This window comes from Comamonas sp. E6 (assembly GCF_001010305.1).
Lineage (GTDB): Bacteria > Pseudomonadota > Gammaproteobacteria > Burkholderiales > Burkholderiaceae_C > Comamonas > Comamonas thiooxydans.
Window position 1 is genome coordinate 36,015 of sequence record NZ_BBXH01000031.1, and the last position, 20,453, is coordinate 56,467.

Here is a 20,453-nt window from a genome sequence, read left to right on the forward strand (position 1 = left end):
CGCTCAAGCCGTAGTAGGCGAAGGCTCGGCATTCGATGCGGGATTGCCTCCCGAGGAATTGCCACCATCCGATGAGGGGGGGTTGCGAGGTGTCCAGTCCTTGGGAGGACGAGGCTCCTTGCCTGCCATGATGTCGTTGAGCTGCTCGGCGTCGATCGTCTCCCAGTCCAGCATGGCCTTGGCCATGGCATGCATCTTGTCGCTGTTGTCTTCGATCAGCTTGCGCGCCAAAGCATATTGCTCGTCGATGATGCGACGCACTTCATCGTCCACCTTCTGCATGGTGGATTCGGACAGATTGGAGCCTCGGCTGAAGGTACGGCCCAGGAAAGGCTCGCCTTCCTGCTCGGAGTAGACCATGGTGCCCAGCGCATCGCTCATGCCGTAGCGCGTCACCATGTCGCGGGCGATCTGGGTCGCACGCTCGAAGTCGTTCGAGGCACCAGTCGTCATCTGGTTCATGAACACTTCTTCGGCGATACGGCCACCAAACAGCATGGCGATCTGGTTGAGCATGTACTCCTTGTCATAGGAGTAGCGGTCCTTCTCGGGCAGGCTCATGGTCACGCCCAGCGCACGGCCGCGCGGGATGATGGTGACCTTGTGCACGGGATCGCACTTGGGCAGCAGCTTGCCGATCAAGGCATGGCCGGCTTCATGGTAGGCCGTGTTACGGCGCTCTTCCTCGGGCATGACCATGGTCTTGCGCTCGGGGCCCATGATGATCTTGTCCTTGGCCTTTTCGAAGTCCTGCATCTCCACGGTGCGCGCATTGCGGCGTGCCGCCATCAGCGCAGCTTCGTTGCAGAGGTTGGCCAGATCGGCGCCCGACATGCCGGGCGTGCCGCGCGCGATGATGGCGGGGTTCACGTCCTGGCCCACGGGAATCTTGCGCATGTGCACGTTCAGGATCTGCTCGCGGCCGCGGATATCGGGCAGCGTCACATAGACCTGACGGTCGAAGCGACCGGGGCGCAGCAAAGCTGCGTCAAGAATGTCGGGACGATTGGTTGCAGCCACCACGATCACGCCGAGGTTGGTCTCGAAACCGTCCATCTCGACCAGCATCTGGTTCAGTGTCTGCTCGCGCTCGTCGTTGCCGCCGCCCATGCCGGCACCGCGCTGGCGACCGACGGCGTCGATTTCGTCGATGAAGATGATGCAAGGCGCATTCTTCTTGGCGTTCTCGAACATGTCGCGCACGCGGGCCGCACCCACGCCGACGAACATTTCAACGAAATCGGAACCCGAGATCGAGAAGAAAGGCACCTTGGCTTCGCCCGCGATGGACTTGGCCAGCAGCGTCTTGCCGGTACCGGGAGGGCCGACCAGCAGCAGACCGCGGGGAATGCGGCCGCCGAGCTTCTGGAACTTGTTGGGGTCCTTGAGGAAGTCCACGACTTCCTTGACCTCTTCCTTGGCCTCATCGGCACCAGCCACGTCGGCAAAGGTGACGGTATTGCTGTTCTCGTCGAGCATGCGCGCCTTGGACTTGCCGAAGCTGAAGGCGCCGCCCTTGCCGCCACCCTGCATCTGGCGCATGAAGTACACCCATACGCCGATCAACAGCAGCATGGGGCCCCAGCTCACGAGCAGCGTCATGAGCAGCGAGCCTTCTTCACGTGGCTTGACGTCGAACTTGACGTTGTTGTTGATCAGGTCGCCCACCAGGCCGCGATCGAGGTAGGTGGCCGTAGTGCGGATCTTGCGGTCATCGGTGGTGGTGGCTACGACCTCGGTACCGCCAGCACCTTCCTGAATGGTGGCGCTCTTGATACGGTTGTTGCGCACTTGCTCCAGGAATTCCGAGTAGCCAACATGAGAGGCACCGCCAGCACCTCGGGTGTCAAACTGTTTGAACACCGTAAACAGCACCATGGCGATGACCAGCCAGACGGCGACTTTTGAAAACCACTGATTGTTCAAGCGGGGCTCCAATGGAATATTCAGACGTAAAGGCCCGGAGGGGACTCCAGACCTAGTTGAGGTTCATTTTAGGTGTTTCAAGCGCCAAAGACGCCTATTTCCCCCTATAGCGGCCATAGGCAAGGTACGGCCCAGCAGGCAATCGGCCCTAAGCCTGTGTTTTATCAAGGCTTTGCGCTATCAGTTTCACTGGTTTGCTGCAGCAAGGCATGAGGTCAAATGCCCCTATGCAAGCCGGCAACTCCGTCAAGAGCCCTGCTTGAGACCCATCCCCACCAGGAAAATCTCGGCAGACCGGTCGCGCGATGCCTTGGGCTTGATGGGCTTGACCACCTTGAAGGTCTGCTTGAACAGATCCACCAGCTCGTTATAGCCGCTACCGTGGAAAAGCTTGACCACCAGCGCGCCCTCGGGCTTCATGTTGTTGATCGCAAAATCGACGGCCATCTCGATGAGCACCGCAACCCGCGCCCCGTCCGTGGCACCATGCCCCGACAGATTGGGCGCCATGTCCGAGACCACCACGTCGGCCTTGCCGCCGCCCATGGCCTCTTCAAGCTGCGCCAGCACCGCCTCTTCACGAAAGTCGCCCTGGATGTAATGCACGCCCTCGATGGGCTCCATGGGCAGCAGGTCCAGCGAGATGATGCGGCCGTTGAGCTCGCCCACGGCCGCACCGCTGGGCGAGAGACGACGGCGCACATACTGGCTCCAGGCGCCGGGCGCGCAACCCAGGTCCACCACGGTGTGGCCGGGCTGAATCAGCTTGAGCGACTCGTCAATTTCCTTGAGCTTGTAGGCCGCGCGCGCACGATAGCCGTCCTTTTGGGCAGCTTTCACATAGGGGTCATTGATGTGATCGTGCAGCCAATTCTTATTGACCTTCTTGCTTTTGGTTTTCGTTTTCATGCCTGAATTCTCGCAGCCTTGATAATACGGGTATGCCCCAAATTGAATTAACTCCCGCGCAGCGCCGGGAACACCGCGCCGAAGCCCACCATCTGGACCCCGTCGTCCTCATCGGTGGCGATGGTCTGACCACTGCCGTTCAAAAGGAAGTGGACGCCGCACTCAATGCCCATGGTCTGATCAAGGTCCGCGTTTTCGGCGACGACCGTGCAGCCCGCGAGCAGATCTATCAACAACTCTGCGACGAGCTGAACGCGGCTCCCATCCAGCACATCGGCAAGCTGCTGGTGCTGTGGCGCCCTATTCCCGAAAAGGAAAAGGCCTTTGACGAAGACCGCATGCCCGGTCCTCGCGACGTCAAGGTGCTCAAGTTCGGCCGCGCCGGCCAGAAGCCCGAAGTCAAGCAGCTGCGCGTGCTCGGCAACCAGCGCCTGACCGCCGGCGGCACCATCAAGCGCGCCAAGCCCAAGCAGAAGTCGGTCAAGAAAGGCCGTCAGGACTGATCTGCCGATCCGCCCTGTCTGCCCGCCCCATTGCCTTATTTCCTCGCCGAGACCGCCAACCCATGGTTCAGACCACACAGCAGCAACGCCACATTCTTTGCATGAAATGGGGCACCAAATACGGCCCGGAGTACGTCAACCGACTCTATGCCATGGTGCGCCGCCATCTCAGCGGAGATTTTCGCTTTGTCTGCCTGACCGACAGCACAGAGGGGATTCGCTCCGAAGTGGAGTGCTTTCCCATCCCCGACCTGAACATCCATCTGGCGCCCGGCCAGCGTGACGGCGCCTGGAAGAAGCTCACCACCTTCGAGCGCGACCTGCATGGCCTCAAGGGTCAGGCGCTGTTCCTGGACCTGGACGTGGTGATTGTGGGCAGCCTCGACGAGTTCTTCACGCTGCCCGGCGACTTCCGCATCATTCACGACTACCCGCGTTTCTGGCGCTTTGGCGAACGCATTGTCGGCAACTCATCGGTCTACCGCTTCGAGCTGGGTGCCCATGCCGATGTGCTGGAGCATTTCCGCGCGCACACCGAAGAGATGCGCGGCAAGTACCGCAACGAGCAGGAGTATCTGTCGCACTTTCTGCACAAGCAGGGCAAGCTGGACTACTGGCCTGCCGCCTGGTGCCCCAGCTTCAAGTACTACTGCATTCCGACCTGGCCCAGCAACTACTGGAAGGAGCCGGTGCCGCCGGTCGATGCGCGCATCGTGATCTTCCACGGCGAAGTGAACCCGCCCGACGCGCTGGAAGGCCGCCGCAACAAGCGCTTTCGCCATATCGAGCCAGCCAGATGGATCGAGAAGGCCTGGGGCTGAAGGACGGCTGCAGTTGCAGCCTCAAAAACAAAAGGCGTTGACCGCGAGGTTCAACGCCTTTTTTGTGCTCGCCTGACCGATGGATCAGCGATATTTGGCATCGACCAGCGAATGCCCCTTCATGCGCGAGAGAATGGACAGCGGGCTGGCCGCCGGGTTGTATTCGCTGCCTGGCGGCAGGAACAAGGTCTGCTCCAGCATGTACTGCCCCGACATGACGGCATGCACTGCCTGATCGGAGAAACACACCCAGGTGGAACCTGCCGCGAAAGGCACGGTTTCCTGGGGAGCATTTTTCTGATAGTCGGGATCGCCCTTCATGCCGTCATGCAGCTGCAGCATCAAATGGTCGTATTCGCTGCGATAGGACTTGGTCACATGCAGCAGCTCCAGCGCCTTGGCCTGCCAGGCGCTGTAGGGCTTGGCACGCGGCACAAAACGCTTGGCCACATCGGTGAAAGGCTCGCCCACACGCCAGACCCGGGGCTGGCCATCCGGATTGACATTGGTGAAGACGCGCAGAATGCGCTCGCCATAGTTGGGCCGCGAAGGAAAGGCATCCACATGCATGCGCTTGTCGTCGGCACGCCAGGACTGCGCCCGCGTTTCCACCTGCGAAGGTCGGTAGCTGGTGGGTGCCATGCGCACCACCGGCATATAGGCGGGAAACAGGCCTGCGATCAGCGCCGTGGCCTGCTCGCGAAAGCGTCCGACCATGCCCGCCACCTGGGCCTGCGTGGCCTCGTCGCCTGCCACACCCTTGATCGAGCCATCCACATTGAGGCTGATATTGCGCGTCTTGGGATCGCGCACATCGGGGCGCAGCAGCGCTTTTTCCTGCTCGGTCAGCTGAAAGCTCAGCTGCGGAAAATACAGCACCTTGCCGGCTTCGACGGCAGCAGTCCATTCATCGCGCCCCTGGACCTGGCTCCAGTCGGTCGCGTCGATTTTTACGATTTGAGATTCCATGGCTTCGGCAGTGTACTCCCCGCAGCTGGCGCGGGCTTGCACTGGATCAAGCCGGCTTGCGCGCGCCCGCCACACGCCACAGCACGATGGCGGCGCACAGCCACTGCAGCGCATACATGCCGGTGCCTACGCTGTGCCAGAGCCTGAGGTTCTCGCGCGCCACGATCTTGGGCGACACGCCGTACTGCACCAGCAGCGCCAGCAACATGCCGGCGATAACAAAACCGATAGCTGCTTGCGCCCATTGCTCAATCTTTTCTGCATGTTTTCGCTTTGAAAACACCAGCAGAAGAGCGCAACATGCTATGGAAATCCAGGTCTGCGCGGCGAACAGCTTGGCAGCCATAAAGCCCGCCAGAGCCGGCGTGGGCAGATGGGCAAACAGCATCGGCACGGCCACAAAGCCGATGGCGCTCAGGCTGCCCCACCATAAAGCGGCCAGGAAAACAGGCAAACGCTCGTACATAGTCACGAATCCTTGAACGCGGCGCAGCGCCCAGGCCAGAAACATCAAGCAAGGGCAGCCCCGCAGCGAAGATGTTGTCCCCCTCCGCGAAGCAGAGAGGGGGAAGGCGCGCAGCGCCTCAGGGGGTGCTTACACGTACTTTACGCCCACGATTTCATAGCGACGCTCGCCGCCCGGTGCCTGCACCACGGCGGTATCGCCCTCTTCCTTGCCGATCAGGGCACGGGCAATGGGGCTGGACACATTGATCAGGCCGTGCTTGAGATCGGCCTCGTCCTCGCCCACGATCTGGTAGGTCACGGGCGAGCCGCTGTCTTCATCTTCCAGGTCCACGGTCGCGCCGAACACCACGCGACCGCCGGCATCCAGCTCGGTCGGATCGATGACCTGCGCGGCAGAAAGCTTGCCCTCGACCTCGAGGATGCGGCCTTCGATGAAGCCCTGCTGCTCCTTCGCGGATTCATATTCGGCGTTTTCGCTCAGGTCACCCTGAGCACGGGCCTCTGCAATGGCTTGAATGACCGCGGGACGATCCACAGTCTTCAGGCGTTGCAGTTCCACTTTGAGCTTTTCTGCTCCGCGCTTGGTGATTGGGATGGTGGCCATGATCGAGTCTCCAAATTCAGCAAACGCCGCGCCAAGCGCGGCACCTCTCGCACAGTCCTGAGTGACAACGTCAAACAGGGGCCTGTGCCCCAAAAGCAAACCGCCGCACGTTGCCGCGCGGCGGTTCAAATACATTACCGCAGATTATGCCGTGTTTGCCGCGGCACAAGTGCGGTAAAAACCCGGCAGCCCTTGCGGGCTGCTTCGGGCGTCAGGCTTTTCAGGCCTTGGTCAGCATGGCATGCAGCTCTTGCACCGAGTGCACGTCCAGATTGCCGCGCATGGCCTTCATGCCTTCCACGGCCGCTTCCGCGCCGAAGATGGTGGTGAAGGTGGTCACACGTGCCAGCAGCGCGCTGGTACGGATCTGGCGCGAGTCGGCGATGGCGTTGCGACGCTCTTCCACGGTGTTGATGACCAGGGCAATTTCGCCGTTCTTGATCATGTCCACGATGTGAGGACGGCCTTCAGTCACCTTGTTGACCGCTTGCACTTCCAGGCCAGCCTCAGCAATCGCTGCAGCTGTACCGCGTGTAGCGCACAGGCTGTAGCCCATGGCAACCAGTTCCTTGGCCACGGCCACGGCACGGGTCTTGTCGTTGTTCTTCACCGACAGGAAGACCTTGCCTTCGGCAGGCAGGTGCACGCCGGCACCCATCTGGCTCTTCACAAAGGCTTCGCCAAAGGTCTTGCCCACGCCCATGACTTCACCGGTGGACTTCATCTCGGGGCCGAGAATGGTGTCCACACCAGGGAACTTCACGAACGGGAACACGGCTTCCTTGACGCTGAAGTAAGGCGGTGTGACTTCCTTGGTGATGCCCTGCTCGGCCAGCGTGTCGCCGGCCATGCAGCGTGCAGCCACCTTGGCCAGTTGCACGCCGGTGGCCTTGGAGACGAAGGGCACGGTGCGCGAGGCACGAGGGTTCACTTCCAGCACGTAGATCACGTCCTGGCCGTCCGCTTCCTTGATGGCGAACTGCACGTTCATCAGGCCCACCACATGCAGGCCTTCGGCCATGGCTGCGGTCTGGCGCTTGATCTCAGCGACGGTTTCGGCCTTCAGGTAGTAAGGGGGCAGCGAGCAGGCGGAGTCACCGGAGTGAACGCCGGCTTGCTCGATGTGCTCCATCACGCCGCCGATGTACACGGCACCGGTCTTGTCGCGCACGCAGTCCACGTCGCACTCGATGGCGTTGGACAGGAAGTGGTCCAGCAGCACGGGAGAGTCGTTGGAGACCTTCACGGCTTCGCGCATGTAGCGCTCGAGGTCACGCTGCTCGTGCACGATTTCCATCGCACGGCCGCCCAGCACATAGGAAGGACGCACCACCAGGGGGTAACCCAGGCCGGCAGCCTTTTCCAGGGCTTCGGCTTCGGTACGCGCAGTGGCGTTGGGAGGCTGGCGCAGACCCAGTTCGTTGAGCAGCTTCTGGAAGCGCTCGCGGTCCTCGGCGGCGTCGATCATGTCGGGCGTGGTGCCGATGATCTTCACGCCTTCGCGCTCCAGGCCCAGGGCCAGCTTCAGAGGCGTCTGGCCGCCGTACTGCACGATCACGCCTTCGGGCTGCTCCACGTCCACGATTTCCAGCACGTCTTCCAGCGTCAGAGGCTCGAAGTACAGGCGATCGGAAGTGTCGTAGTCGGTGGACACGGTCTCGGGGTTGCAGTTGACCATGATGGTTTCGTAACCATCTTCGCGCATGGCCATGGCGGCATGCACGCAGCAATAGTCGAACTCGATGCCCTGGCCGATACGGTTCGGGCCACCGCCCAGCACCATGATCTTCTTCTTGTCCGTGGGAGCTGCTTCGCACTCTTCGTCATACGTGGAGTACATGTATGCGGTGTTGGAAGCGAACTCGGCCGCGCAGGTGTCCACGCGCTTGAACACGGGACGCACCTTCAGCGCCTTGCGCGCTTCGCGCACGGCCTTGTCGCTGGTGTGCAGCAGCTTGGCCAGACGGCGGTCGGAAAAGCCCTTTTGCTTGAGGGTGCGCAGAGTCTGGGCATCCAGAGCCGCCAGAGCGCCTTCGCCCTTGGCTTCGTAGAGCTTGTCCAGGTCGAGTTCGATCTTGACGATCTCCTCGATCTGCACCAGGAACCACTTGTCGATCTTGGTGATGTTGTGCACCTCGTCCAGCGACCAGCCGGCTGCGAAGGCGTCACCCACATACCAGATGCGGTCGGGACCGGGCTCGCCCAGCTCCTTTTCCAGGATTTCGCGGTCCTGGGTCTTTTCGTTCATACCGTCCACGCCCACTTCCAGGCCGCGCAAGGCCTTCTGGAAGGATTCCTGGAAGGTACGGCCGATGGCCATCACTTCGCCCACGGACTTCATCTGCGTGGTCAGGCGGTTGTCGGCAGCAGGGAACTTCTCGAAGGCGAAACGCGGGATCTTGGTGACTACGTAGTCGATCGAGGGCTCGAACGAAGCGGGGGTCTTGCCACCGGTGATTTCGTTCTTGAGCTCGTCCAGCGTGAAGCCCACGGCCAGCTTGGCCGCGATCTTGGCGATGGGGAAGCCCGTGGCCTTGGAAGCCAGTGCCGAGGAACGCGAGACGCGGGGGTTCATCTCGATGACGATCATGCGACCGTCCTTGGGATTCACCGAGAACTGCACGTTGGAGCCGCCCGTGTCCACACCGATTTCGCGCAGAACGGCCAGAGATGCATTACGCATGATCTGGTATTCCTTGTCGGTCAGTGTCTGGGCCGGCGCCACGGTGATGGAGTCACCGGTGTGCACGCCCATGGGGTCCAGGTTTTCGATGGAGCAGACGATGATGCAGTTGTCGGCGGTGTCGCGCACCACTTCCATCTCGTACTCTTTCCAGCCCAGCAGGGATTCTTCGATCAGCAGCTCGTTGGTGGGCGAAGCCTCCAGACCGCGCTTGCAGATGGTTTCGAATTCCTCGGGGTTGTAGGCAATGCCGCCGCCGGTGCCGCCCAGCGTGAAGCTGGGGCGGATGACGGTGGGGAAGCCCATCTGCTTTTGCACGGCCCAGGCTTCGTCCATGGAGTGGGCGATGCCGGAGCGCGCGGAGCCCAGACCGATCTTGGTCATGGCGTCCTTGAACTTCAGACGGTCTTCGGCCTTGTCGATGGCTTCGGGCTTGGCGCCGATCAGCTCGACCTTGTACTTGTCCAGCACGCCGTTCTTCCACAGGTCCAGCGCGCAGTTCAGCGCGGTCTGGCCGCCCATGGTTGGCAGGATGGCATCGGGGCGTTCCTTGGCGATGATCTTCTCGACCGTCTGCCAGGTGATGGGCTCGATGTAGGTGACGTCGGCGGTGGCCGGGTCGGTCATGATCGTGGCAGGGTTGCTGTTGATCAGGATGACCTTGTAACCCTCTTCACGCAGGGCCTTGCAGGCCTGCACGCCGGAGTAGTCAAACTCGCAGGCCTGACCGATCACAATGGGACCGGCGCCAATGATCAGAATGCTTTTTAGGTCGTTGCGCTTAGGCATTTTTGTGTTTCTCCATCAGCGCTGTGAAGCGGTCAAACAGATAGCCGATATCGTTGGGGCCGGGCGATGCTTCGGGGTGACCCTGGAAGCAGAAGGCAGGCACATCGGTGCGCTCCAGACCTTGCAGCGTGCCGTCAAACAGGCTGATGTGCGTGGCGCGGGCATTGGCGGGCAGCGACTCCAGCTCCACCGCGAAACCGTGGTTCTGGCTGGTGATGCTGACGTGGCCGGTGTCCAGGTCCTTGACGGGGTGGTTGGCACCGTGATGGCTGTTCTGCATCTTGAAGGTCTTGGCTCCGGAGGCCAGAGCCATGATCTGGTGGCCCAGGCAGATACCGAACACCGGCATCTTGGCTGCCATGATCTCTTGCACAGCGGCAATGGCGTAGTCGCAAGGCGCGGGGTCGCCAGGGCCGTTGGACAGGAACACGCCGTCGGGGTTCAGGGCCAACACATCCTTGGCTGGAGTCTGGGCGGGCACGACGGTCACGTCGCAGCCGCGCTCGGCCAGCATGCGCAGAATGTTCTTCTTCACGCCGAAGTCATAGGCCACAACCTTGAACTTGGGCGATTCGAGCTTGCCGTAGCCTTCGCCCAGCGTCCACTCGGCCTCGGTCCATGGGTAGGACTTGTCGGTGGACACGACCTTGGCCAGATCCAGCCCCTTCATGCTGGGGGCGGCCTTGGCGGCGGCGATGGCCTCGTCGATCCTGGCCTGGGTGACTTCTTCACCAGCGGCCAGACCCACGATTGCGCCGTTCTGCGCGCCTTGGTCACGCAGCAGTCGCGTGAGCTTGCGGGTGTCGATGTTGGCGATGGCGACGGTCTTACCTTCGGTCAGGTACTCGGACAGCGTCTGGGTGCTTCGGAAGTTGCTGGCCAGCAGGGGCAGGTTCTTGATGATGAGACCTGCGGCATGGATCTTGTCAGCTTCGACGTCTTCAGGATTGACACCGTAGTTGCCGATGTGCGGATACGTGAGCGTCACGATCTGCTGGCAATAGCTGGGGTCTGTGAGGATTTCCTGGTAGCCGGTCAGCGAGGTGTTGAAAACGACTTCGCCAACAGTGGTGCCTTGCGCACCAATCGAGTTGCCAATAAAGACCGTGCCGTCTGCGAGCGCCAGAATGGCGGATGGGAAATTTCCCTTGAGAGACAAAAGCACTGGGTTCTCCGGTTTTTTAATTACGGTTACGCCCAACGAAGCCCCGGCGTGTGCGCTGGGACATTTGTGTCTACAGGGAATGGCGAGGAAGCGTCGCTAGGCGTATGAAGGAATGCTTGAAAGCCGCCCATTATAGGCTCTGTCCGCTTCACCCCTTTGAAGCGCCCCGGGATTACCCTCTACGGCGTTGCATGCTTACGCTGCTCGCATGCAGGCAGATCGCGGCCGCAGCAGCCACATTGAGTGACTCCTCACCTCCGGGCTGCGCAATGCTGATGCGGTGCCGCGCCATCTCCATCAGCGCATCGCCCACACCCTGCCCTTCATGACCCATGGCCCAGGCACAGGGCCATGGCAGGTCGGCCTCATGGATCAATGTCCCCTGATGGGAGCTGGTCACTACCAGGGGCACTTGCAGGGCTTGCACATCCTCGACCGAGGCCGCCTCGACCAGATGCAGGCCGAAGTGAGCACCCATGCCGGCACGCAGCACCTTCTGACTCCACAGTGCGGCCGTGCCCTTGAGCGCCACGATCTGGGTGAAGCCGAAGGCCGACGCGCTGCGCAGGATGCTGCCCACATTGCCGGCATCCTGGACGCGGTCCAGCACCACGGTGGCAACGCCCGGCTGCACCTGCACACCCGCATCCCAGTCCATCACATAGCCCATGCGGGCAGGAGATTCCAGAGCGCTGATCTCGTCGAACAAGGCATCTGCCAGCACCACGACCTTGCCGGCAGCCAGCACCCACTCTTCGGGCGCCTGAGGCCAGAAAGACTGCGCAAAAACGGCAAGCTTTGGCTTCAGACCCCGCACCAGGGCCGCACGGCAAAGATGATCGCCTTCAAGCCAGACCTGCCCCTGTTTGCGATAGGCCGTGCTGTCCTGGGACAGACGACGCAGCTCCTTGACGAAAGCGTTGTCTCGCGAATGAATGTCCGTGACCTGGGGGCGTGCAGCCATGTCGACCTCTGAGAAAAAACAAAAACCCGGCATGCAAGCACCTGGCCGAGCTTGAAACAAGAAGATAGAACCCCCGAGGCGGCCCTGCGCCGCACTCGGGAATGCAGACAATGTCGATCAGGCGCGCATCAGACGTAGAGCGATGCCTGCGACATCTGCAGGCTGGACGTCACACCCGACAGCCCGGTCTCGCACAGCACAGGCTGCGCCGTGCCGCCTGCACACACCTGGCCGGCTTGCAGCACCTGGGCCACGGGTGCAAAGGAGCGCCTGTGCTCTGCCGTCGCACCATGGGCACGCAAGGCCTGCAGATGCGCGGCCGTGCCATAGCCCTTGTGGCCAGCAAAGCCATACTGCGGATACTGGGTGTCCAGGCGTTCGCACCAGCGGTCGCGCGTGACCTTGGCCAAAATGGACGCTGCAGAAATGGCCTGCACCAGCGAGTCCCCCTTGACGATGGCCTCGGCCTGCACATCGATCTGCGGCAACTGGTTGCCATCCACCAGCACCAGCACGGGCTTGAGACGCAGGCCCATCACCGCACGACGCATGGCCAGCAGCGTGGCCTTGAGGATGTTGATCTCGTCGATCTCCTGCACCGAAGCCTGAGCTATGCAAAAGCACAGCGCCTTGGCACGGATTTCGTCGTAGAGCACCTCGCGGCGGTTGGCCGTGAGCTTCTTGGAGTCGTTAAGCCCGGCAATGGGCTTCAGATCGTCCAGGATGACGGCGGCAGCCACCACCGGACCGGCCAGCGGGCCGCGCCCTGCCTCATCCACCCCGGCAACCAGCCCGGGCGGATGCCAGGGCAGGCAGCCTTGCTCAAGCAGCGGGGGTGGCAATGATTTTTTGGATCGCATGGGCAGCCAGTTCGGCGGTATCGCGGCGCAGTTCGTGATGTAGCGCGGTGAAGCGCTCAACCAGCGCTTCAATGGTGACAGGAGAATCCTGGCTGGCTCTGAGCCAGCCCAGTGCGGCCTGGGCCAGCGCCTCGGGTGTTGCCGCATCCTGCAGCAGCTCGGGCACGACAAAATCGCCGCACAGAATATTGGGCAGCCCCACCCAGGGCTGAAGCTGTTTGCGCTTCATCAGGCGCCAGCTCCAGGGATGCATGCTGTAGCTGATGACCATGGGGCGCTTGTAGAGCGCCGCCTCCAGCGTGGCGGTGCCGCTGGCAATCAGCGTGCAGTCGCAGGCAGCCAGCACATCGTGGGACCGGCCCTTGACGATGAGACATTTGCCCTGCATGCCGGCCTCGGCAGCAATGCGCTGCACCTCTTCGTACAGCGAAGGCACGGCCGGCACCACGATCCGGGTCTGAGGCAACGCCTTCTGGACCAGCGCCGCCGCCTTGAAAAAGCCTGAGGCAATGTAGCGCACCTCGGAGCGGCGGCTGCCGGGCAGCAAGGCCAGCACCAGACCCTCTTCGGCCAGGCCCAGGCGCGCACGCGCGGCCGCTCTATCGGGGTGCAACGGAATCACCTGCGCCAGCGGATGACCGACATAGGTAGCTTCGATGCCATGCTGGGCCAGCAGTTCGGGCTCGAACGGGAAGATACACAGCACATGGTCGGCCGCGCGACGGATTTTCTCCACGCGATCGGCACGCCAGGCCCAGATCGACGGACAGACAAAGTGCACGGTCTTGATGCCGGCTTCACGCAAGCCGGTTTCCAGCCCCAGGTTGAAGTCGGGGGCATCCACACCGACGAAGACCGAGGGCGGATGCGCAATCAGGCGCTGGCGCAGCTTTTTGCGAATACCGAGCAACTCGGCCACGCGCGCCAGCACTTCCCAGCTGTAACCATGCACGGCCAGGCGCTCTGACTGCCACCAGGCGTCAAAGCCGCGCTCCTGCATTCTGTCGCCGCCTATGCCCATGGAGCTCGCATCGGGCCAGCGCTGACGAAGACCGTCCAGCAACAGCGAAGCCAGCAGATCGCCCGAGGCCTCGCCTGCCACCATGGCAATGCTGGGCGCTATGGAATCTGGAGCGGCTTGCGCTTGCTTATTAGTCATTTCAGAGCTATTCACGTCTCAAACTCAGATAGGGACAGCGCGAGTCGCTATCAACGTGTAATGCCGTTGCTTGCCGATGCCAGAAAGGACTGCATGAAGTCCACGTCCTGCACGGCTTCAGGCGTTGCCGATTTGATCGCATCCATGGCCGCAATGGCATGCTCCAGCGTCAGACCCTGGCGGTACAGCAGCTTGTGCATTTCACGCACGGCAGCAATGCGCGCATCCGAGAAGCCACGACGCTTGAGACCGATCAGATTCACGCTGCGAGCGGCCAGCGGATTGCCATCCACCGTCATGAAGGGCGGCACATCCTTGTTCACATGGGCCTGAAAGCCCACCATGGCATGTGCACCTATGCGCATGCGCTGCAGCACACCGGTCAGGCCGCCAATCGTCACCCAGTCGCCGACATGCACATGGCCTGCCAGCGTGGTGTTGTTGGCCAGCGTGGTCTGGTTGCCAATGATGCAGTCATGCGCGATATGCACATAGGCCATGATCCAGTTGTCATTGCCGATGGTCGTCTCGCCGCGATCCTGCGTGGTGCCCGTGTTGAAGGTACAGAACTCGCGCACCGTGTTGCGATCGCCGATCACCAGACGCGTGGGCTCGCCCGCGTACTTCTTGTCCTGAGGCTGCGCACCCAGCGACGCGAACTGGAAGATGTGGTTGCCTTCACCAATGGTGGTGTCGCCTTCGATCACGCAATGCGCGCCCACCTTGCTGCCGGCGCCAATGCGCACCCTGGGGCCGATGACGGCATACGGCCCCACCGACACCGAGGTGTCAAGCTGGGCCGCAGGGTCCACCACGGCGGTGGGATGAATCAAGCTCACAGCCGCCATCAACGCTTATCCCACGTGACGCATGGTGCACATCAGCTGAGCTTCAGCGGCCACTTCGCCATCCACGCTGGCGACGGCATTGAACTTCCAGATGCCGCCGCGCACGCGGTCGATGGTGATCTCCAGGGCCAGCTGGTCTCCCGGCACCACGGGGCGCTTGAAGCGAGCCGAGTCGATGCCCACGAAGTAGTAGATATTGTTTTCATCGGGCACCTGGCCCATGGCGTCGAAGGCCAGCAGGCCGGCAGCCTGGGCCAGGGCTTCAAGAATCAGCACGCCGGGCATGACCGGACGACCGGGAAAATGCCCGGTGAAGAACGGCTCGTTGAAGGTGACGTTCTTGATCGCCTTGATGCGCGTGTTGCGCTCAAGCTCCAGCACACGGTCCACCAGAAGAAAGGGGTAGCGGTGAGGCAGTTGCTTGAGAATTTCTTGAATATCCATCATCAATTTCCGTTGTTGCTTTGCCGGCCCTCTGCCAGCGCTTGTTCAAGCTTCTTGACCCGCTCCCGGAGCGTGTACAACTGCCTGAAGGTTGCAGCGTTCTTTTCCCATTGCTCGTTCTCTTGCAACGGAAAGATGCCTGTATAAAAACCTGCCTTGGGCAAGGAGCGAGTGACCATGGAGGTCGGCGAAATCACCGTGCCATCCGCAATCGTCAAATGCCCCAGAATATTGGCTGCTCCACCAATCTGGCAGCGCTTGCCGATGCGCGCACTGCCGGCAATACCGGTATTGCCGGCAATCACCGTATGCGCACCAATGTGCACATTGTGGGCAATCTGCACCAGATTATCGATCTTGACGCCATCTTCAATGACGGTGTCATCAAGTGCCCCACGATCCACGCAGGTGTTGGCACCGATTTCCACGTCGTTGCCGATGCGCACGGCCCCCAGCTGCTCTATCTTTTCCCATTGGCCCGCCGAGGGCGCGAAGCCGAAGCCGTCGGCGCCGATGACCACACCGGGATGCAGAATGCAGCGCTCGCCCAGCACACAGCCCTGGCTGATGGTGACGCGCGATTTCAGCACCGTATCGGCACCGATGACCGCGCCTGCCTCCACCACGCATTGCGGCCCCACATAGGCACTTTCATGCACCTGGGCCGTGGCATCCACCACCGCACTCGCATGGATGCCGCGCGGCCTGCCGCCCTGCTGATGCGCCTTCCACCACTGGGTGGCACGCGCGAAATAGGCATAAGGATCGGCCGCGACAATGCAGGCGCCACGCTGCGCCGCTTCATCACGCATCGTCGGCGCCACAATGACACAGGCCGCCTGTGAGGCGGCCAGTTGCTGGCGATAGCGGGGATTGCTTAAAAAGCTCAGATCACCGTGGCCCGCAGAGTCCAGTGGAGCGATGCGCGAGATAGGCATCTCGCGCTCGCCACCCACCAGTTCTCCTCCGAGCGCATCGAGAATCTGTCCCAATAGAACGCTCACAAAAGTACCTTGGGATTACTTTGTGCCGTTCAGGGCCTTGATGACCTTGTCGGTGATATCGAACTTGGGGTTGATATACACGGCCTCTTGCAGGATGACGTCGTACTTTTCAGTCTCGGCCACTTGCTTGACAACCTTGTTCGCACGATCCAGCACGGTGGCCAGTTCTTCGTTCTTGCGTGCGTTCAGATCTTCCTGAAATTCACGGCGCTTGCGCTGGAATTCACGATCCTGATCCACCAGCTGACGCTGGCGCGAAGCACGCTGGCTCTCGGACATAGTGGTAGCTTCACGCTCGAACTTGTCCGAGGCGCTCTTCAAGGAATTGCCCTGATCGACCAAATCCTTTTCACGCTTAGAAAACTCCTGCTCAAGCTTGGCTTGGGCAGCCTTGGCAGCGGATGCCTCACGGAAGATACGATCCGTGTTCACAAAACCGGCCTTGAATTCCTGTGCATGCGCAGAGACGGCCATGGCGCCAAGCAGCACAGCCAAAGAAAGATGGCTAGAGAGAGATTTCATTAGAAAGATGTTCCGATTTGGAATTGCAGTTTCTGGATTCTATCGCCGGTTTCCTTACGGATTGGCTGAGCATACGCCAAACGCAGAGGACCCAGCGGCGAAATCCAACTAATACCGACACCGGTGGAAGCACGCAAGGTTCCCAGATCCATGCTTTCACCTTCCGCCCACACATTACCCACGTCCACAAAGCCGAACAGACGCAGTGTTCTGTCATTACCGGCACCTGGGAACGGGACCATGAATTCGCCATTCAAGGTCAGCTTGCGCGTACCGCCCAAGGCCAGATTGGTATTCACCGTGTCACGACGCCCCAGAGAGCCCTGCTCAAAGCCACGCACCGAGCCCAGACCACCCGAGTAAAAATTCTTGAAGATGGGATAGGGATTGCCGCCCAGGCCCTTGCCCCAGCCCAGCTCGCCGTTCAGGGCAATCGTGTACTTCTTGTTCAGCGGAATATATTGCTGAATCTGGTAGTTGGCCTTCGCATAGCGCATATCGCTCATGAACGAGGCTTCCAGATTCACACGCTGATAGCGACCGGCATTGGGCGCCAGTGCACTGTCGCGGTTATCACGAGACCATCCCAGAGTCAGAGGGATACCGGTCTTGGAGCAGCCTATGTTCTGGCCAGACAGACCACCGCAATACTCGTTATAGACTGCCGGCATATAGGTACCAGGCTTGATCTCATTGCCTTCAACACCGGCACCGAAGAAGATGGTGTCCACTTCACTGAAGGGCACACCGAAGCGCACGCTGGCACCCTTGGTGATGATCTTGTAGGCGCCATCGTCATAGTAGGGGCGAATGGTGCGGTAGTACAGGTCATAGGTGCGCGAGATACCGGTATCCGTGAAGTACGGATTGGTTGTCGACACCACCATGGTGCGGTTGTACTTGCTGGTGTTGACATCCAGACCCAGGTAGTTGCCCGAGCCGAACACGTTTTCCTGCTTGATGCCGAAGGACAGCGAGACCTTTTCAGCGCTGGAAAAACCTGCGCCCAGCTGGATCGAGCCTGTGGGCTTCTCAACCACATTGATCATCAGATCGACCTGATCGGGAGAGCCGGGCACTTCCTGGGTTTCAATGTCGACCTGGGTGAAGAAGCCCAGACGATCCACACGGTCGCGCGACAGCTTGATCTTCTGGCCGTCATACCAGGAGGCTTCGAACTGACGGAACTCGCGACGAATCACTTCGTCGCGGGTCTTGTTGTTGCCGCTGACACTGATGCGACGGACGTAGGCGCGACGCGAAGGCTGTGCTTGCAACACGATGGCCACACGATTGTTGGCGCGATCGATTTCGGGCACGGCCTCCACCTTGGCGAAGGCAAAACCGAAATTGCTGTAATAGTCGGTAAAAGCCTTGACGGTCTCGGAAACCTGATCGGCGTTATAGGGCTCACCTGGCTTGATCTTGACCAGCGATTTGAACTCGTCGTCACGGTCCAGGTAGTTGCCTTCGAGCTTCACGCCAGAGACCACATACTGATTGCCTTCGTGAATATTCACGGTCAGGCCGATGCTTTGCTTGTCCGGAGAGATGGCGACCTGGGTGGACTCCACACGGAACTCCAGGTAGCCTCGCTGCAGATAGTAGGAGCGCAGAGACTCCAGGTCGGCATTGAGCTTGTTGCGAGCGTAGCGGTCAGACTTGGTGTACCAGCTCATCCAGTTGCCAGTGTCCTGGTCAAACAGGTCCTTGAGCGTCGATTCTTTGAAGGCCTTGTTGCCCACAATGTGGATTTCGTTGATCTTGGCCGGCTCGCCTTCGGAGACGGTGAAGGTCAGGTTCACTCGGTTGCGCTCGATAGGCGTCACCGTGGTCACCACTTCAGCGCCATACAGACTGCGGTTGATGTACTGGCGCTTGAGTTCTTGCTCTGCGCGATCAGCCAGTGCCTTGTCGAAAGGGCGGCCATCGGCCAGGCCCACGTCACGCATGGCCTTGAGCAGAGTGTCCTTGTCGAACTCCTTGGTGCCGGCAAAGTTCACCTCGGCAATGGTTGGGCGCTCTTCCACAACCACCACCAGCACATTGCCATTGGCTTCGAGGCGCACGTCCTTGAACAGACCCAGAGCAAACAACGAACGAATGGCAGCCGCGCCCTTTTCGTCGTTGTAGTCGTCGCCCACGCGCAAAGGCATGGAGGCGAACACCGTACCGGGCTCCACTCGCTGCAAACCCTCGACGCGGATATCTTGAACTTTGAAGGGCTCCAATGCCCATGCCGCTTGCGCAGCTAAAACCATAGCAGCCAGGGCAGTTGCAGAGCGCACGCCCAAGCGATTGAAATGTTTTTTCATGAGTGGAAATCGCCGCGAATGCGGCCTACCGTAGCGGTAAAAATTAGCCCCAGAGCCGGTTGATATCGTTGAAAAAGGCGACTGACATCATCAGCAATATGACTGCGACGCCTGCACGCTGCAGTCTTTCAGCCCAGACATCAGAGACACTGCGCCCCGTCAAACCTTCCCAAAGATAATACATCAGGTGCCCACCATCCAGAACGGGCAATGGTAGCAGGTTGAGAACGCCCAGGCTGATGCTGATCAGCGCGAGGAACGACAGGTATTGCACCAGCCCCATGCTGGCGGACTTGCCTGCATAGTCTGCGATCGTCAAAGGACCGCTTATATTCTTGAGCGAGGCCTGACCGATCAGCATGCGCCCCATCATGCGCAGCGTCATGGAGGACAGCTCCCAGGTCTTGTGCACACCGGCGCTCAAGCCATCCAGAAAGCCATGGCGCACCAGCACCATCTCGGGCTGGCTGCCAATAAAGGCGTTCACACGTGCAGTTGCAGCTTGTCCATCCTTGCCAGGCACTATTTCCGGCTGCACTCGCAGGTTCAGACGCAGGCCCGCACGCTCCACCGCCCAGGCCTGCGGCTCGACTCGACCCGATGCACCCGAGGCACGAATCGCGGCACGCGCCTGAGCGCCATCCTGAACTGCCTGGCCATCGATGCTGAGCAGCACATCGCCTTTTTGCAGACCCGCCTTTTCTGCAGGGCCACCCGCAACAACCTCTTCTATGACCGGACGACTCCAGGCCCCCTGCAGCCCGACCTTGTCAAAGAAAGCTGCATCCGGTTCCTTTTGTTGCAAAGAAGCGAGATCGAGTGGCACGACACGCGCCACGCCGTGCTCTTGCGCCGCCACCTCCAGCTGCAAGGTTTCACCTTCAATGGCAGCTGTCGTCACCAGCCAGCGCAAATCACCCAGGGCACGCACAGGCTGCCATTCCTTGCCACCCACAGAGGCACGCTGCACCCAGTCGCCACTTTGAATACCGGCCTGATGCAGCAACGTGCCTTCCGGAGGAGCCGCAAGCCGGGCTGCCGGCTCGTTGGTACCCACCCAGTTGACCACCGCCAGCAGCGCCACGGCCAGCACCAGATTAGCCACCGGTCCCGCAGCAACAATCGCTGCACGTGAGCGCAAGGGCTGATTGTTGAAGGCCAGATGTTTTTCCTCGGGTCTGACCTCACCCTCACGTTCGTCAAGCATGCGCACATAGCCGCCCAGAGGCAACGCCGCGATCACATATTCGGTGCCCGACTTCTTGCCGACCCAGCGCAACAGCGGCTTGCCAAAGCCCACGGAGTAACGCAGCACCTTGACGCCACAGGCCACGGCAACGCGATAGTGGCCCCACTCATGCACCGCAATCAGAACGCCGAGCGCCACGATGAAAGCCACAACCGTCAGCAACACCTGAAACTCCTTAATGCCAATCAATGCTTGGAGTGCGTAGCAGGCCGCAAGTTCAACCGCAAGCCCTCAAGCCACCAAACTCGACG

18 protein-coding genes are annotated in these 20,453 nt (G+C 60.8%); 2 read left to right on the forward strand and 16 right to left on the reverse strand.

The window, feature by feature from the left end:
- Positions 1-3: 3 nt before the first annotated feature.
- Both ftsH and CSE6_RS22860 read right to left on the reverse strand, forming a co-directional pair.
- Positions 4-1,926, reverse strand: coding sequence for an ATP-dependent zinc metalloprotease FtsH (gene ftsH / locus CSE6_RS22855; protein ID WP_003067340.1), 1,923 nt, complete (start codon positions 1,924-1,926; stop codon positions 4-6).
- 246 nt (positions 1,927-2,172) lie between these two features.
- The gene (locus CSE6_RS22860) at positions 2,173-2,835 is read right to left on the reverse strand and encodes an RlmE family RNA methyltransferase (protein ID WP_003053442.1); all 663 of its coding nucleotides are present in this window, start codon (positions 2,833-2,835) and stop codon (positions 2,173-2,175) included.
- Between the two features lie 32 nt (positions 2,836-2,867).
- Between CSE6_RS22860 and CSE6_RS22865 the strand changes: the two genes are divergently transcribed.
- Positions 2,868-3,338: a YhbY family RNA-binding protein gene (locus tag CSE6_RS22865; protein ID WP_003067342.1), complete on the forward strand. Its 471-nt coding sequence runs from the start codon at positions 2,868-2,870 to the stop codon at positions 3,336-3,338.
- Positions 3,339-3,400: 62 nt separating this feature from the next.
- The gene (locus tag CSE6_RS22870) at positions 3,401-4,159 is read left to right on the forward strand and encodes a hypothetical protein (RefSeq protein ID WP_059441572.1); all 759 of its coding nucleotides are present in this window, start codon (positions 3,401-3,403) and stop codon (positions 4,157-4,159) included.
- A gap of 84 nt (positions 4,160-4,243) precedes the next feature.
- Here the strand turns inward: CSE6_RS22870 and CSE6_RS22875 are convergent, their stop codons facing one another.
- The 14 genes from CSE6_RS22875 to rseP form a co-directional block, all read right to left on the reverse strand.
- Entirely contained in the window at positions 4,244-5,128 is an 885-nt protein-coding gene (locus CSE6_RS22875) for a Kdo hydroxylase family protein (RefSeq protein ID WP_059441579.1), read from the reverse strand.
- A gap of 46 nt (positions 5,129-5,174) precedes the next feature.
- The gene (locus CSE6_RS22880; protein ID WP_054075310.1) at positions 5,175-5,594 is read right to left on the reverse strand and encodes a DUF4149 domain-containing protein; all 420 of its coding nucleotides are present in this window, start codon (positions 5,592-5,594) and stop codon (positions 5,175-5,177) included.
- A gap of 129 nt (positions 5,595-5,723) precedes the next feature.
- A complete protein-coding gene (gene greA / locus CSE6_RS22885) occupies positions 5,724-6,200 on the reverse strand; it encodes a transcription elongation factor GreA (RefSeq protein WP_003067350.1) in 477 nt (158 codons plus the stop codon).
- Positions 6,201-6,420: 220 nt separating this feature from the next.
- Positions 6,421-9,672 carry a carbamoyl-phosphate synthase large subunit gene (gene carB, locus CSE6_RS22890; RefSeq protein ID WP_003067353.1) on the reverse strand — a complete coding sequence of 1,084 codons (3,252 nt, stop codon included), beginning with the start codon at positions 9,670-9,672 and terminating at the stop codon, positions 6,421-6,423.
- Positions 9,665-10,837 carry a glutamine-hydrolyzing carbamoyl-phosphate synthase small subunit gene (gene carA, locus CSE6_RS22895; RefSeq protein ID WP_012839119.1) on the reverse strand — a complete coding sequence of 391 codons (1,173 nt, stop codon included), beginning with the start codon at positions 10,835-10,837 and terminating at the stop codon, positions 9,665-9,667. Before carA ends, carB begins: the two co-directional genes overlap by 8 nt.
- 172 nt (positions 10,838-11,009) lie before the next feature.
- A complete protein-coding gene (locus CSE6_RS22900; RefSeq protein WP_059441573.1) occupies positions 11,010-11,801 on the reverse strand; it encodes an RNA methyltransferase in 792 nt (263 codons plus the stop codon).
- A gap of 128 nt (positions 11,802-11,929) precedes the next feature.
- Positions 11,930-12,661 carry a ribonuclease HII gene (rnhB, locus tag CSE6_RS22905; protein ID WP_034358738.1) on the reverse strand — a complete coding sequence of 244 codons (732 nt, stop codon included), beginning with the start codon at positions 12,659-12,661 and terminating at the stop codon, positions 11,930-11,932.
- Complete coding sequence (lpxB, locus tag CSE6_RS22910) at positions 12,624-13,820, reverse strand: lipid-A-disaccharide synthase (RefSeq protein WP_034358740.1); 1,197 nt, start codon at positions 13,818-13,820, stop codon at positions 12,624-12,626. Before lpxB ends, rnhB begins: the two co-directional genes overlap by 38 nt.
- A gap of 50 nt (positions 13,821-13,870) precedes the next feature.
- Positions 13,871-14,659, reverse strand: a complete 789-nt coding sequence (lpxA, locus tag CSE6_RS22915) for an acyl-ACP--UDP-N-acetylglucosamine O-acyltransferase (protein WP_171832531.1) — start codon at positions 14,657-14,659, stop codon at positions 13,871-13,873.
- Positions 14,660-14,674: 15 nt separating this feature from the next.
- Positions 14,675-15,115, reverse strand: coding sequence for a 3-hydroxyacyl-ACP dehydratase FabZ (fabZ, locus tag CSE6_RS22920; RefSeq protein ID WP_003053425.1), 441 nt, complete (start codon positions 15,113-15,115; stop codon positions 14,675-14,677).
- On the reverse strand, positions 15,115-16,116 hold the full coding sequence (gene lpxD / locus CSE6_RS22925) for a UDP-3-O-(3-hydroxymyristoyl)glucosamine N-acyltransferase (protein WP_034358742.1): 1,002 nt from the start codon (positions 16,114-16,116) through the stop codon (positions 15,115-15,117). Before lpxD ends, fabZ begins: the two co-directional genes overlap by 1 nt.
- 15 nt (positions 16,117-16,131) lie before the next feature.
- Entirely contained in the window at positions 16,132-16,638 is a 507-nt protein-coding gene (locus CSE6_RS22930) for an OmpH family outer membrane protein (protein ID WP_034358744.1), read from the reverse strand.
- The gene (gene bamA / locus CSE6_RS22935; RefSeq protein WP_059441574.1) at positions 16,638-18,953 is read right to left on the reverse strand and encodes an outer membrane protein assembly factor BamA; all 2,316 of its coding nucleotides are present in this window, start codon (positions 18,951-18,953) and stop codon (positions 16,638-16,640) included. Before bamA ends, CSE6_RS22930 begins: the two co-directional genes overlap by 1 nt.
- A gap of 43 nt (positions 18,954-18,996) precedes the next feature.
- Positions 18,997-20,367, reverse strand: a complete 1,371-nt coding sequence (gene rseP / locus CSE6_RS22940) for an RIP metalloprotease RseP (protein WP_059441580.1) — start codon at positions 20,365-20,367, stop codon at positions 18,997-18,999.
- Positions 20,368-20,453 lie beyond the last annotated feature (86 nt).

Bases quoted from the DNA above. Each gene is read 5' to 3' on its own strand.
- CSE6_RS22860 (WP_003053442.1), bottom strand. From the start codon at position 2,835: ATGAAAACGAAAACCAAAAGCAAGAAGGTCAATAAGAATTGGCTGCAC.
- CSE6_RS22865 (WP_003067342.1), top strand. From the start codon at position 2,868: ATGCCCCAAATTGAATTAACTCCCGCGCAGCGCCGGGAACACCGCGCC.
- CSE6_RS22870 (WP_059441572.1), top strand. From the start codon at position 3,401: ATGGTTCAGACCACACAGCAGCAACGCCACATTCTTTGCATGAAATGG.
- CSE6_RS22875 (WP_059441579.1), bottom strand. From the start codon at position 5,128: ATGGAATCTCAAATCGTAAAAATCGACGCGACCGACTGGAGCCAGGTC.
- CSE6_RS22880 (WP_054075310.1), bottom strand. From the start codon at position 5,594: ATGTACGAGCGTTTGCCTGTTTTCCTGGCCGCTTTATGGTGGGGCAGC.
- greA (WP_003067350.1), bottom strand. From the start codon at position 6,200: ATGGCCACCATCCCAATCACCAAGCGCGGAGCAGAAAAGCTCAAAGTG.
- carB (WP_003067353.1), bottom strand. From the start codon at position 9,672: ATGCCTAAGCGCAACGACCTAAAAAGCATTCTGATCATTGGCGCCGGT.
- CSE6_RS22900 (WP_059441573.1), bottom strand. From the start codon at position 11,801: ATGGCTGCACGCCCCCAGGTCACGGACATTCATTCGCGAGACAACGCT.
- rnhB (WP_034358738.1), bottom strand. From the start codon at position 12,661: ATGCGATCCAAAAAATCATTGCCACCCCCGCTGCTTGAGCAAGGCTGC.
- lpxB (WP_034358740.1), bottom strand. From the start codon at position 13,820: ATGACTAATAAGCAAGCGCAAGCCGCTCCAGATTCCATAGCGCCCAGC.
- fabZ (WP_003053425.1), bottom strand. From the start codon at position 15,115: ATGATGGATATTCAAGAAATTCTCAAGCAACTGCCTCACCGCTACCCC.
- CSE6_RS22930 (WP_034358744.1), bottom strand. From the start codon at position 16,638: ATGAAATCTCTCTCTAGCCATCTTTCTTTGGCTGTGCTGCTTGGCGCC.
- bamA (WP_059441574.1), bottom strand. From the start codon at position 18,953: ATGAAAAAACATTTCAATCGCTTGGGCGTGCGCTCTGCAACTGCCCTG.